Origin of the sequence: Halobellus captivus (assembly GCF_007655485.1) — an archaeon.
Classification (GTDB): Archaea; Halobacteriota; Halobacteria; order Halobacteriales; family Haloferacaceae; genus Haloquadratum; species Haloquadratum captivum.
Window position 1 is genome coordinate 43,114 of record NZ_VJXQ01000007.1, and the last position, 13,797, is coordinate 56,910.

Below are 13,797 nucleotides of genomic sequence, written 5' to 3' on the forward strand. Positions count from 1 at the left end.
GGCGCTTGCGAGGGCATTGGTGAGGTGCCAGTGGAGTTGTTCTCTGTTCGTGAAATCGTCTGTATCGGGCGTCGGGATAGACTCGTCTGTCTCTCGCATTCGAATCACGAGGGAGTTACCCCTCATCCCCTCGTACGGGGAGAGAAACACCCTCGGGACCACCTCGCTCTGGTGGCCGTGTGGCGTCGACAATCGTATCCAATCGCTGCGGGGCGACGGCTTCCCAGATGAGATGATGCTTCGAACAGACCGTCACGAGATTCGAAACTCGGTTTGCCTGTTCGTAGTCAAACTGCCCGTCGGGGCCGACGAAGAATTTCCGTGGGAGCAGATGGTGGACAGAGATGTCCTTCCCAACCTGCTCTTGATGATCTGCTTGAGTCATCTTACACCACGGCGTTTGGCACTGGAAATCATCACGTTCCAATGCTTGCCGCCGTTGCTCCGGCCAATTTGGCCCGTACGGAATCTCTGAACGTTCTTGGTAGGACCGTGGTTGTGAGAAGCCAGCTTGGTTGAGTGCCTCTTCCCACCCGCCAAACCGGTGGTCATACGTCCATCTGTGATACTCCCCAATCCGATCCATCTCCCCGCTCGATGGCGGGCGACCGAGTTGCTCCGCAAGGCGGTCAATCTCATCCACCAGGTCCTGATCGGTGAGTCGGAACTTTCGATTCGGAGCGTAGCCAGCCTCACGAAGCGCCTCGTTCCAGCTCCCGAATTTCTTCTGGCAGACGCGCTGGGAGTACTCCCCGTGCTCGCTCATCTCCTTTGCCGTCGGCGGTTTTCCTAATACGTCTGCGACACGCTGAATGTCGTCGAGAATTATGTCCGCGTCCGTTACGATCTGGTCGCGGCGATGGACCGCGGTTACGTGGCCTCCCAACTCATGGGAGGTCGAAAATGCCTCGCCACAGTAGTCACAGGTATGGTCGGTCAAAGCTCCGTCACCTCCCTCCGCGGTTCCCCCCGTAATGCATTATAAACTCTAGACCCCGTACTCAACTCCTGTTCCCAGTAGAGTTCGTAGAGGAGCGACACGTCTAGCCAAGGGTGTTCTAAATCGGTCATAACTCGGTGATGGGGAGTGGAACCTCCCGCACCCCTCTCAGGGGCAATAAATACTATCCGCCCGGAATCGTACTTGAATCTCAGCCCGATGAATAACCTACAGGAGGCCGGAAAATGCTCGATGACCTATCAACGTACTACGAGTGTTTCTATCCGTTCGTAAAATAATTCTGCGAGTCGTGCTGAATTCAGAGGAGCTACTCACTGATATCCTCCATCAGAATTTATTAGCCGACGAGCGTTTTAACAGAGCAGTCTCGGTAACTTTCCAATAACCCGGAAATTATGACTGGAATGATAAATGGCCACTAAGCCAGTTATTCAACGGTAGCAGAACAGATTTTGAGTTCGTCGCTAACAGTAATCTCAGCGACGGCGTCGTCATACGTGATGCTGATCGTGGCATAGAACGGATCGTCGGAGCTGACCCAACCGGTTACGTCAGGGAGCACTTGCTCCGTCGCTCGCATGCTACTTGACTTACTGAGCGGAACACCAAGTTCGAGCAACGCCTTCGTCACCTGCGGTTCGAACTGGAGTGCACTGACGATATCGACAGTAATGAACCACGAGCACGTCTCACAGGTCAACTCCGCAGTCGGTGTTGAGTCCTCATCGAGGCGCTCCCGTGGCACAGTAACGCTGGTGAGACCAGCGCATGACGGACACTGCCCCGTGCGGGCCAGTCCGACGTGGTGCATCATGCGGTCGTAGAGCGCTTTGTAGACGCCCTCTCCCTCGCGGACGGCGAGTCCGTTCTTCGGGAATCGATACGTGGCCCCCCAGAACAACTCACACGGGGGACACTCGACGGTCAGGAACTCCTGTTCGTACTTCCCTCGGAGCCCGGACCCACAGTTCGGGCAGGACTCGTCGATATCGAAGCCCGACGGTATCGACTCGGTCGGTCGGTTCGCGATAACCGCCTCGTAGAGCGCGATGGCGCTCGCCGTCGGAACGTACCCCTCCTCGATTTCTTCGACGTAGACACCGCGAAGCTTCCCGAGGTGGTAGTTGAACTTGCCGCTGTCCTCCATATCTGTTGCTGCCATCAGCTCCGCGTACGAGAGCGTGCGCCGTTCCCGCATCTCCGAGCGCGAATCCGGGTCGACCGGCGCGTAGCGCTCGAAGAACGCGCGTAGGATGGCGAGTCTGATCTCGTGGCCGAGCAACGCGAACGCCTCCTCCGATGCCGCTCCCCCGCTGTTCGTCATGCGGATTCGTTGAATGGAAGGGGTATTGAGTGCTGTCCCCCGTCTAAGTGTGTGGGTTATTCTCGTGAAATTCGGTTCACAGAACGCTTACGTCCCGAAGCGGCCACATCTCGCGTACTACCTCCGCATGTCAAATCAAGTCACGTCACGGTCGCTGGCTTCGCGTCTCCGCGAACGGCTCCAGTCCGTTAGTCCATTCTCCCTGACGCTGCTGGGATTGGTCGGGGTTCTCGGGAACATATTTCCGCAAGTAGAGATACTCAAGCTGTTTCACGTCTTCTGGTTCTTCGCGTTCTGGCCGTTCGTGTCGATGCTGATCAGCGGCAGCAAGCAATCGATAGGGCTCGACACTGACGACGAGGCGGGGCCGCGCGACTGGCTCGACATGGACAGCGGCTGGCGGGGCCACCTCGCTTTCCTGCTCGGGGTTCCGCTGTCGTTTTTCAACCCGCTCGTGTTTCGCCAGGACGCGATGCAACTCCTCGGGAGCCTCGTCGCTATCGGGAGACACCGCGGCTCGCTTCCCGAGCCGGAAACGCACGCCCAGTCCACCGACTACCGATTGCCCGTCGAGGGGACGTGGACCGTCGTGAACGGCAGTCCGATCAAGGAGCACTCCCACTCGTGGTTCCCGGCGACCCAGCGCTACGCCTACGATTTCGTGATCACCGACGAGGAGGGGCGGAGCCGTCCCGCCGGCACGGATACGAGCATCGAGAACTACTACTGCTACGAGGAACCCGTCCTCGCACCCGCCGACGGCGTCGTCGTCGACGTCCACGACGGCGACCCGGAGCTCGGGCGAGCCGGTGGGTTTTCTCACCCGTTCAAACGGAGTATGACCGGGAACGCCGTCACGGTCCGCCACGCGGAAGACGAGTACAGTTGCCTCGTCCATCTCGTCCCGGGCAGCATCGAGGTCGAACCCGGAGACAGCGTGACGCGCGGCGAGCGGATCGGCCGCTGCGGGCATTCCGGGAACTCCGCGGAGCCCCACCTCCACTTCCAGGTGCAAGACCACCCGACGTTCGAAGTTTCAGCCGGACTGCCCGTCCGGTTCCACGGCGTCGACGTGGACACGCCCGGTGTAGACGTTACTGAGCAGACTGGCTGGACGGAGCCGGACGGTTCTGGCCGCTACGTTCACGTCGGTCAGCGGGTCTCGGCTCCCAGCGGCGGCGAGCCAACCCGGCGCGACGACACGGCGGGTTCTTCCGAGGCGATGGCGTCTTCGGGACTCAGTCGCGCGCGGATGCTCGGCCGGGTCGGCATCGGCTTCTCCATCGGCGGCTTCGTCACCGTACTCGCGGGGGCTATCGCGCCGTCGTTGCAGACCGTTGCGCTCGCGCTCGCAGCCCTCGCCGGTCTCGGACTGTTCTACCAAGTCGGCCGGGACCTCATCGACGGGAACCGGATCGGTTTCGGGTCCCTCGGAACAGTGTGTGGTGTCGGCGTGGCGTCGGCGTTGGTCGGTGCCTTTGCCGCGCAAGATATATTTACGACACTTGATTCATCTGGGGTCGGAACGGGAATGTTCGTGACTGGGTTCCTATTATACATCGCGGTGTGGGAATACGGGCAGCGAGACCTGTTCCAAGTTATTAGTGGGGTAGCTGATAAATGAGAACTATCATTTACCAGAATCGTCATCTTCTGAGCCGAAACGATGATGTATCTTTCCAGAATATCTCCACAACGTATACGAAAATAGATCGAGGTGCGGACACATGCTGAGTTGGATCGGGAGCCCCGAATTCCACTTCGTAATGGTCGTTTTCGGGATTGTGATGGTTGTGCTTGGCATACGCGGCTATTCCCGCGAGACCCTCTCACGGTCCGAACTACTGTTCGTGCTGGTCGCATCCGTTGCTTGGATCGCTTACTCACTAGCGGACGCTACAGCATTCCTCTCTCTACCAAACTTCATCTCAAGTTTGTTCACGGGAGTTCTATCTCTCCTGTTCATCTCGCTGTTCTTCTACTGGGGATACATGCGACGAGGGGGGGAGGGCGATTGATTCGTCCCCCGTGGACGACTGCTTCGTCACAGAGACTCAAAAACAGAGGATAAACGGGTGAGGAGGCCCACACCGATGAATAATAGATCGGTGGATCCCCAATCAAACGATTCGTCTGCCGTGTTTCTGGTGACAGTCGCGGCGAACGTCGTCCCGCTGGTCGGCGTGTTCCACCTCGGGTGGAGCGCCCAGACGTTCGCGGTCGTCTACGCGATAGAGCTGGTCGTCGCTGTCCCGTTCGCCGGGTTGAAGGCGTTGTTCGCGCGCCGCCCGCCGAGCTACGACGAGCTGGAGCGCCCACAGGAGGGGAACCCGCTCAAGCCCGACGAGTGGGGCGGGGTCTCCGTTGGACCGAGCGACCTCAACCGCCGGCGCGGGAGCGTCGCGATCATCGACGCGCTCCCCCCGATCTACCCTCGAAACGTCCCGTTTGCCTTGCGGGCGTTCGGGGCTGCCGTCTCGCTCGCCGGGGCGTTCCTCTTCGTGTTGGGCCGGTTCATCGACGTGCCGGCAACGCTCACCGACCCAAGCGTGGCGGCGAGCATCGTCTTCCTCATCGGTTCCCAGATCGGCGTCATCGAGCGCGAGTACTTCCGGACGCGACGCTACGAAATGAGCACGCCCCGAGACGTCGTCGCGAGCGCGACGACTGAAGGCACGCTGGCCGTGGTGGCACTCATAGTCGCGATCGTCGGCGGCCCGGCCGGCGCTCTGGTCGCGTTCGTCGCAGTGAAGTTGTTCGCGGAGTGGCGCGGCTACCGCAGCGGGGTGGCGTTCGACCCAGAGGAGGGAGAAGGAACGCTCCCGCCGGTGGCGGCTCCGGACGCACTACCGGCAGCCGAGGTCCGTCCGGGCCGGCACGCCGTTCGGGCCACCGCGCTCTGGCAGGGCGCGACGGCCGCTGTCAGCAGCGGGCCAGTATATCTCTTCGCGTGGGTCGGGCTCACCGCCGGGTCGGTAAAGGCGCTCACCGCCGCGGTGGTCTGTTTCGGCCTCCTACCAGCCGGCATCGGCGGGCTGAAAGCCATCGAGTACGCTCTCACCCACGGCACGCTGACGTACCAGCGCCGCGACGATACGGTAGTCGCGTACGACGACCTCACCAAGACAGTCCAGTGGGCGACCCCCATCGACGACATCCGGGACGCCGATCTGTGTGAAGGAGAGCTCGTCGACCGCGCCTGCGGCACTCGGACGTTCTCGATCACTACGTTTGCGGGAGAGTACGATTACAGCGTCGCACACCTCCGAGAGTACGACCAGGCCGTCGAGGCGTTCGAACTCCCCGTCAAGACGACGGCGTTCGGCCCGCTCGATCGTCGCATCGCCGCAGTGATAGCCGTGGTCGGAGCCTGTGGTGCCGCCGCCGTCGTCGGGCTCGCCTACTCCGCTCCCTCCGTTGGGGCGGTCGCCGCCGGGTTCGGTGGCCCATTCGGTGTTGTCACCCTCAGGTCGGCGTGGCAGTGGGCGCTCCCGGCGACGCCGTGAGAGCGCTCGGCTGGTATCGGCAGTCCGTAAGATCGTTTTGATGTTCGCCATTATCAACATAGAATTGCTGTGTGAACCGCTGTAACCGTGACTCTGAATCCATTTTGACACAGCAGATGCAAGAACGAGTGAATCCCCAAGTAGGTTCCCGGTGAACCGTCAGAGCAGGTCAAATCCCATAGACGAACTTGTCGATCATCAGTCCGCAGCCCAGCAAGAAGAAGGCTTGAGAAGAGTGCACCACCGACAGTACCGAACTCGACCTATCCGCCGATGAATCCCGCGCTGAGCACGAATCCACCGAGAGGAATCGTCAGTTCATATCGGTGGCTTCCATGATTGTCTCTCTGTGTTGGTACAGTTTCGATATCCACGATAGCGTGTTAGCTCCGTATCCACTCCAGAAAGGTTCCGGCATCTTGTACAAAGTTGTAGGCTCCATAGAGGAGCCAGCCGACGATCAGTACCCCCAGCGGAATGTAGACTCCGAACCAGAGACTCGCGGCGACGACAAGCAACCCAGTTATGAACGCCGCTTTCCGCAGCACTCGTCGTTTGAGCCAGCGTCGGTGTCCGTCGAATCCTTTGTCGGAAAGCAACAGCGGCACGTCGTCAGTCCCGCGGAGAACCGGTTCACCCTGATCAACCTGTATCTCACCGCAAACGCTCACTTCGTCATCTTCCAGCAGCGGACGCGCCTCCAGCAGATAGCGATTCAAATCAATCTCATCGTTTTGTCGCTGCACGTATCCTGCAAACCGCCGGAAGGATCGATGTTCGATGCGATTCCTGACATAAGTGTACCAGGAGTCCCAGAGATACACGGATAGCCGGTCGTGCTTGTTGATGCCGCCGATTTCTAACTGCTTCAGTCGTTCGGCGTCAAGTGCGGTTCGAAGCCATGACGGATCGATACGAACCGTCTGACTCCCAGCGTCAACACCGAACCGACCCCATTCGATGCCTGAGGCGAACGTGTGCCAATGCTGGCGCTCCCACCCCCAGTCTTCGATTGTGAGGTCACTGTTGGAGTTGTCCGAGAACCGACCCTGCCAAAGATACGCACCAACAGGCCGGTCAGCGTCTTTTACGGCCGCAGCAGCTGTTTCAACTGGTTCTTCGACCGTCAGCTCTCCCGTGAGAGCGACTGACTCACCGTCGATGATTGACGACGGCGTGTCGGTATCGCCCGACGGAAGCGACCGAAGAACGAACAACGCAGTCAGCATGCGGTATCCGTGGGCCAGTACGATAATCACGAAGACGGCGATCAGGATCAGGACAATCGTGGGCGGCATGCGTGGATGGAGATGGGGTTGAGGGAACCTCAGTGGACGATCGTTCAGCGTTATTTCGCTGTGGAGACGGTCCTCGGCCGGGCTTGCTGGCTGTATAAGTCTCCCGTGATGAGTGCACGGGGGAGAGCCTTGCGCCACAGGGGGGGGAGGCGGCATCACACACCGAAGAGTGCGATTCGGTTGAATATTTTGAGAGGTGAACTTCACAAGAACTGATGCCATTGCACACGATTTTCGGGACCGTATTCGAGAACGCAATCACGAGATAGTCTCAGCATGCCCGTCGAGATCGGTGTCGTAATTGAACACATCAGCGTACGTCGGTTCGGTGACCCCCGCACCCCTCTCAGGGGTTCAACAAACAGGATGGCGTAGCGTTCGGCAACGTATTTGGCAGTTGCAACGTACAGTCCACATAATTGAGGATGGCTGTACTGGACGATCTCTCGGGGTTCGAGTTCGAGGACGTGATGGAGGACGTGTTCCGGAACCTCGGCTACGAGAACGTCCGCCAGGCCGACCGCACTGCTGACGAGGGTCGCGACGTCATCATGGAGGAGGTCGTCGACGGCACCCGCCGCGCGATTATCGTCGAGTGCAAGCACACGGGGACAGTCGGGCGGCCGGTCGTCCAGAAGCTTCACTCAGCGATCGCGACGTTCGACTTCGACGGCCCGAAACGCGGAATGGTCGTCACGACCGGCCGGTTTACGAACCCTGCTCAGGAGTACGCCGACCGCCTCCAGCAGAACGACGACCCACATCCAATCGAGCTGCTCGACGGCGAGGACCTCCGGGAGATCGCCGACGAGATCGGCCTCGACCTCTACAACGGTCGCATCGAGATTCTCTGCGACGAGACCCTGCGCCCGTACGACCCGGCTGTCGACGTCGACGCGCCAGTCACGGAGGCGTTCCGCGACATTGAGAACATCGAGGCCGCCGACCTCCCAGACCCACACTCATCGGTGACGTTCCGCCCGGTGGTCGCGGTCACCACGGACACGAACGCTGTCTTCGAGACATCGGTGGGCGTCATCCACCGGATCAACGACCGGACCCGATTCGTCGCCCACGCCGAACGCGGGCAGCCACAGGTCGCGGACAAGGACGTCGCGACGCTGGTCACCGAGAACCTCCACGCGACGGTCGACCTCGACACCGAGCAGTTCGCGGAGGTGTTCGACGACGCCGAGGAGCGCCGGTTCGGGCAGACGCAAACGGAGTACAAGGAGTGGGCCGTCGAGCGCCTCCAGCAGCACCACACGACGACGGTCACCTACACCGGCGACAACAACGTCACCTACAACAAGACCTGCGAGCCGAACCGCTCGGACATCTCCGTGCAGTCGATCGAACCAGTGTACCTCCCTGAAGTTCGGCACACCACCGACATCCAGGCGTACACCTACCCCTACGAGTATCACGCGGCAGGCCCGTCACGAGTGACCGCCGAGGACGGCATCCATCGGTGCATCCACTGTGACACGAGCGGCGGCGACGAGACGTACACCTACTGTCCGAACTGCGGGGCAATCGCTTGCTCCAGCCACATCAAAACGGAGCGGCTGGAATGCGAGCCGATCTGTACGGGCTGTGCAGTCACCGAGCGGTTCGCGCTGAAAACGAAGTACTTCTACGACGAGGAGAACCTCGAAGCGTTCCACGAGGAGTACGCCGACATGCCCCTCCACGAGAAAGCGATGGAGAACAAGTGGCTGGCCGGTGGGAGCGTGGTCGCGACGCTGCTGCTCGTCGTCGGACTACTCGTCATCGGCGGCTTCATCTGAGCGGGCTCGGTGTTTACGCCGGCTCAGCGACCAGCTCTTCGAGCGCGTGCTCAAGCGGGCCGTTGAATTGCCAGCTAGCCCGCTCGAATGCCTCGTCGGTCGGTCCATCCCAGCGTGGGAACGCAGAGTGACCACTCACCTTGACGGTCCACTCGGACAGCTCCTCGAACGGATTCCGTGTCGGGAGTTCGACGACATAGAGGTACTCCTCGTCGCCGTGAATGCCGTTTGCTGGGTTCTCGACGCCGTGACCGAGCAGGAACAGCGGCTGATCAAGATGCTCCATATTGTCCGGCTCGAGGAGATCCGAGGGTTGGTCGGCGTGGATGCTCCGGTTACGCCCTTCGTCCACGTAGAGGGTCATCGTCGAGAGCGTGTCGAGGAACAGGAACGGGACAGCAGCGTACGCAGACCCGCGCTCTGTTCGCGTCTCATCGAGCAACTGCTTCAGCTGCTCAAGCTCACGGAGGACGCTGGCGGTATCGTCGTCCGAGTGTCGGTAGTTTTGTGCAATCCAGTTGCCCTCGGACGGTTCATAACTCCTCAGCTATCGAGAGTGCACGGGCCGCAAGATCGGCGGCGTCGCTTGCAAGCATGCGCGTGATCGGTTCCTTGCCAACGTCACCTCGGTCGAAGACGACCGCCGGCGTGGTTTCGACCTGCTCGAAGGCTCGCTCGGCCGCCCAGCCCATGGTCGAGCCTTCCTCGTCAGGTTCCGGTTCGTTTGAGCGGTCGATCTCGACAACTGGGGCATCAATCTTCTCCAGGGCTGCCTCGATGGAATCGTCGAACCGGAGGTTCGCGGCGAACCGGATGTCGGGGTCGTGCTCCCGCGCCGACAGCAGGAAGCGGGCGACGTGGCTCGAGGCGCCGAAGCGTGTTCCCCGCGTCACGCGGATTCCGGTCATCGTCCGGGCGATCCGTCCCTCGACGGCGACGGTCTCCTCCGGCCGTTCTGCGTAGGGCGTGGCCCCGACCACGTTCATCCCAACCTCCGGAACGATCGACGACACGCCAGCAGAGACCAGCTGCTCCACGACGGACTCGACAGCTTCCTGAGTGGGCTGTCTGGCTGACCGATCCCGGATATTCGCGAGGTGGTGGACCGGTCCTGGTCCCTCGCCGACGTCGAGCGGGTATCTGATGGCGCGGGTCATGAATGCCACGCCGGATTCGATCGCCTCCGGGATGTCATCGCCGTGAGCCAGTCGTGCCGCGATCGCACTCGAAAGTGTACATCCCGAACCGTGTGTCCCGTCCGAGTCTACTCTCGAGTGCTCAAGTGTGGTTACGTCGTCCCGAGTCACGATGACATCTCGAACGACATGCTCATCGCCGACATGGCCACCTTTCACAAGTGCTGTGTCGGCTCCCATCTCCACGAGTCTCTGCCCCGCAGCCTGCATCGAGTCCGGATCCTCGATCGGGATATCTGTGAGTATTTCAGCTTCGTCAGCGTTTGGCGTCACGACCGTCGACTCAGCGATCAACCCCTCGTAGGCGGCTGCAGCGTCATGATCGAGCAATTGGTCGCCCGAGGCGGCGACCATAACCGGATCGACGACGAAGGGCACGTCCATGTCAGCAGCGTACGACGCAACCCTCTCTACGACGGGTTCAACACCCAACATGCCTGTCTTGACGGCCTGTAAATCGAAATCGGTACGGATAGCCTCGACCTGGGCCTCGATTGCCTCGACCGGGACGGGATGGATCGACTCCACGCCAACGGTGTTCTGTGCCGTGAGGCTCGTGATTGCACTCGTCGCGAAGGTGTCGAGTGCCTCCATCGTCTTGAGGTCCGCTTGGATGCCGGCGCCACCGCCCGAGTCACTCCCGGCGATCGTCATGACCTGGGGGAGCTCAACCGGGGCTGGCCCTCGTACTGTGGGCATATCAGTGATATAACCGACGAGTACAAATCGGTAATGGTCGAGCCGCGTCACTCGGCTTCCTGGACCGTCTCGAGGAGCGAGACCGCGAGGCGAGCGGCGTCTTCCGCGGTCTCCCCGAGGACGTAGGTAATGGGTTCGATCCCGAATGCGCCGCTGTGGTAGATGACTCGCGGAACGACATCCCGAGACGCGAACCGATCCAGGAGTCGCTGGTTCCGGTCATCGTACTCGGCGTCGAACTCCATCGGGTCGAGCCCCCGGGCCCGAGCGGTCGAGAGGAGCGCATCGTCGGTTGCGATGTTGACCGCACCACGTAGCCCGTCGTCCTGGGCCATCGCAGCTAGCACGACCGTCGCGACGTGTCGCGATGCCCCGAATTCCGGGTTTGCTGGGATTTCGACGCGACCGTCGACCGCATAGATCCGCCCGGGAATCGCTGCAACCTCGGAAACGTCGTTCGCACCGGGGAGCGCAGATCCGACGTTCGTCCCGACGTTGGGGACGTATGTCGCCATCCCGGGTGCTGTCGCAAGGATGCGTGCCGCCGTCCGGACGTCCGTCAACGTCTCCCGTTCTGCGGCGAGGCGCTCGTCGGTGCCACGGACACAGAGGTCACAGCCGAGACCGGCGAGCGAGGGCATCGCCTCCTCGTGCAGTTCACACACCGGGCCACGGTCTTCAAACGCCCGAACGAGCGCGAGCAGTTCGTCGAGCGCCTCGTACCCATCCATGTGTCCGGAGGCGAACCCCTCGGCGATACGCGTAACCGTCTCGGCGGTCAGCGGATGGTCTTCGATGCGTTCTTCGACTGCCACGTCGCCGCTGATGTACTTCGAGACGGCGGCCTGGGAGACGCCGATATGTTCCGCCACCTCTTGCTGAGTCATCCCACGATTAGCCAGTTCCCCGGCAAGACAGACACGGATGGTGGGGAGGACCCGCTCAACGACGATCTCGCTCGGGAGGTGGAGTGACATACGGATAGGATCAGTTGCCCCACAATAAATCGTGCCCACCGGTGAACGAAGTCCGTATCTCATCGAAACCGTACGCATCGAGTGACACAGGCCTAACCGGGCCAGGCCGACTCCTCGGCGTCCGCATCGGGGTACTTTTTTACCCAACCCAATATTCTCTGGTAGTATGACTAGCGAATACTCACTTGAGGTCGGGACAGTCCGCGAGTATTTCGGCGCGATGGGGCCCTCCTGGGTCGCGGGGGCAATCGCCGCCGGTCCAGCGACGATGGCGAGTCTAATCACCGCGGGGGCGATCTTCGACTATCAACTCCTCTGGGTTGTCGTGCTCTCTGCCGTCGCTGGCACCCTAGCACAGTACCTCGCGATGCGGCTGGGGCTGCTTACTGAGCGGGGAATTGTCGGCGTCGTCGAGGACCATCTTGGAGAGACCTGGGCGTGGATCCTGGTCGCGGACGTCGTCATCGCGGCCGGTGTCGCCCAGCTCGTCATCATGAAGACGGTCGCTTCCGTTTCGGCGACGATCACTGGGATTGACCCACGCCTCTGGGGCATTGCCTGGGGCGGCATCCTCGTTTTGGGTCTGGCCGGTCAGGGATACCGATTCGTCGAGCTCTTCGCGAAGCTGCTAGTCACCGCGGTCGTCCTGGCCTTCGTTGCCTCACTATTCGTCGTCTCGATCGACATCGGCCAGGCTACCCAGGGGTTGATACCGACGCTGCCCGGCGGCAGCGCACTGGTCGCTGCAGGCATCCTCGGGGGCGCGGTCCACATCACGCTTATCACCATGCACTCCTACACGATGCGAGCCCGGGGCTGGACGGAACGTGACTATGACCTCGCGACGGTGGATGTACTCGCGTCGATGCTCGTCGCGTTTGGCATCTACAGCATCGCCATCTTCCTTGTCACAGCGAGTACTCTGACCGATCCGGATCTGACGACCGTCGGTGCAGCCCAAGCCCTCGGACCTCTGGTCGGCCCGGCCGCCAAGTGGCTGTTCCTGCTCGGTCTCGGCGCCGCTGCCGTCTCGACGCTCGGTGGCAACACCATCGTTCCGCCGTTCCTCGTTGCCGACAAACTTGGCTGGGGCACGACCGTCGAGGATACGCGGTACCGGGTGCTCCTCGCACTCTTTGCTGTGTTATCGGTGCCGGGTGCGTTCATCGGCGGTGAGGTTATCGGCCAGCTCGTCCTCGTTCTGGCTCTTGGCACGGTTGGCACGCCCTTCGCCATCGCCGTCGTCCTCTATCTGTTGAACGCTGAGAGTGTCGGCGCCTCGAACTCAACGCTCGCGAACCTCGGCGGGCTTGCCTTACTCGCCGTTTCGGGCGGCCTTGCGGCCAACTTCGTCAGGGAACAGATCGCGACCGGCCTCGATCTGCTTTCCGGACTCGTACTCATATTCGCGCTCGTTCTCGCTGCCGCGACGCTCGTCCTCTTTGGACAGTACGTCCGCGAGGAGGTGCCTCTAGCGTGACTGGGCTTCCGTTCCCGTTGACCGGCTCGACGCTGATCGTCGGGCCGTCCCAGGCCGGAAAGACTCGTCTCACGGCCCGCGCCCTCGAGGCCTGGGTTGGACGGCATGGTACTGATGGGGTCGTGGTTCTGGAGTTCGCACCCGAACTAGAACGCGACGGCCAGATCCTTGGCGGTCGCTTGGACCGGTTCACTACTATTCCTGACGGTGTCTGGCACGGCGTCCTCGACGCGCATGCCCCCCGGGCGGAAGGGGCCGACGAGGCAGAATCGGCGACACTTGCGAAGGACAACGCCACCCGTGGTATCGAGGTTCTGGACACTGCCCCGGATCCAACCGCTGTCTTCGTCAACGACGCGACCATCCCGCTCCAGCACACGTTCGTCGAGGTGGATACGCTCACAGGCTACTGCGACCGTGCGACATGTGCTGTTCTCAACGCGTTCGATTCCGACGAGCTTGGAACGGACGACCCGGTGTCACGTCAGGAACGGGCAGCACTGTCGGAACTCCGTTCTTGGGCGAATCGGACGATCGAACTGGACTGACCGTCGGAACCGAAGCGG

Annotated in this window: 12 protein-coding genes; 6 read left to right on the forward strand and 6 right to left on the reverse strand. The window is 61.4% G+C overall.

Annotated elements, in window-relative coordinates:
• Positions 1–115: 115 nt before the first annotated feature.
• Both FJT57_RS16470 and FJT57_RS14920 read right to left on the reverse strand, forming a co-directional pair.
• Positions 116–940, reverse strand: a complete 825-nt coding sequence (locus tag FJT57_RS16470; protein WP_162524374.1) for a homing endonuclease associated repeat-containing protein — start codon at positions 938–940, stop codon at positions 116–118.
• 448 nt (positions 941–1,388) lie between these two features.
• Complete coding sequence (locus FJT57_RS14920; RefSeq protein WP_144906612.1) at positions 1,389–2,285, reverse strand: DUF7351 domain-containing protein; 897 nt, start codon at positions 2,283–2,285, stop codon at positions 1,389–1,391.
• 127 nt (positions 2,286–2,412) lie between these two features.
• On the opposite strand from FJT57_RS14920, the gene FJT57_RS14925 reads away from it, so the two are divergent.
• The 3 genes from FJT57_RS14925 (at position 2,413) to FJT57_RS14935 (ending at position 5,791) form a co-directional block, all read left to right on the forward strand.
• A complete protein-coding gene (locus tag FJT57_RS14925; protein WP_144906614.1) occupies positions 2,413–3,909 on the forward strand; it encodes a peptidoglycan DD-metalloendopeptidase family protein in 1,497 nt (498 codons plus the stop codon).
• Positions 3,910–4,012: 103 nt separating this feature from the next.
• Positions 4,013–4,303, forward strand: a complete 291-nt coding sequence (locus FJT57_RS14930; RefSeq protein WP_144906616.1) for a hypothetical protein — start codon at positions 4,013–4,015, stop codon at positions 4,301–4,303.
• 75 nt (positions 4,304–4,378) lie between these two features.
• Positions 4,379–5,791: a DUF6498-containing protein gene (locus FJT57_RS14935; protein WP_203229205.1), complete on the forward strand. Its 1,413-nt coding sequence runs from the start codon at positions 4,379–4,381 to the stop codon at positions 5,789–5,791.
• Positions 5,792–6,174: 383 nt separating this feature from the next.
• Here the strand turns inward: FJT57_RS14935 and FJT57_RS14940 are convergent, their stop codons facing one another.
• Positions 6,175–7,227 carry a hypothetical protein gene (locus tag FJT57_RS14940; RefSeq protein WP_238994017.1) on the reverse strand — a complete coding sequence of 351 codons (1,053 nt, stop codon included), beginning with the start codon at positions 7,225–7,227 and terminating at the stop codon, positions 6,175–6,177.
• A 287-nt stretch (positions 7,228–7,514) separates the two neighbouring features.
• On the opposite strand from FJT57_RS14940, the gene FJT57_RS14945 reads away from it, so the two are divergent.
• Positions 7,515–8,879: a restriction endonuclease gene (locus FJT57_RS14945; RefSeq protein ID WP_144906620.1), complete on the forward strand. Its 1,365-nt coding sequence runs from the start codon at positions 7,515–7,517 to the stop codon at positions 8,877–8,879.
• Positions 8,880–8,892: 13 nt separating this feature from the next.
• Here the strand turns inward: FJT57_RS14945 and FJT57_RS14950 are convergent, their stop codons facing one another.
• From FJT57_RS14950 to FJT57_RS14960, 3 genes are read right to left on the reverse strand one after another with little or no spacing between them, the layout of a single operon-like run.
• Complete coding sequence (locus FJT57_RS14950; protein ID WP_144906622.1) at positions 8,893–9,426, reverse strand: hypothetical protein; 534 nt, start codon at positions 9,424–9,426, stop codon at positions 8,893–8,895.
• Positions 9,413–10,774 (reverse strand): bifunctional hydroxymethylpyrimidine kinase/phosphomethylpyrimidine kinase, encoded by a 1,362-nt coding sequence (gene thiD / locus FJT57_RS17255; protein ID WP_144906624.1) that lies wholly within the window; start codon positions 10,772–10,774, stop codon positions 9,413–9,415. The genes FJT57_RS14950 and thiD overlap by 14 nt, the downstream gene beginning before the upstream one ends.
• A gap of 47 nt (positions 10,775–10,821) precedes the next feature.
• Positions 10,822–11,751, reverse strand: a complete 930-nt coding sequence (locus FJT57_RS14960; protein ID WP_144906625.1) for a thiamine-phosphate synthase family protein — start codon at positions 11,749–11,751, stop codon at positions 10,822–10,824.
• Between the two features lie 166 nt (positions 11,752–11,917).
• On the opposite strand from FJT57_RS14960, the gene FJT57_RS14965 reads away from it, so the two are divergent.
• Both FJT57_RS14965 and FJT57_RS14970 read left to right on the forward strand, forming a co-directional pair.
• Positions 11,918–13,231, forward strand: coding sequence for an NRAMP family divalent metal transporter (locus tag FJT57_RS14965; RefSeq protein ID WP_144906627.1), 1,314 nt, complete (start codon positions 11,918–11,920; stop codon positions 13,229–13,231).
• Complete coding sequence (locus tag FJT57_RS14970) at positions 13,228–13,779, forward strand: hypothetical protein (protein ID WP_144906629.1); 552 nt, start codon at positions 13,228–13,230, stop codon at positions 13,777–13,779. Before FJT57_RS14965 ends, FJT57_RS14970 begins: the two co-directional genes overlap by 4 nt.
• The last annotated feature ends 18 nt before the right edge of the window (positions 13,780–13,797 follow it).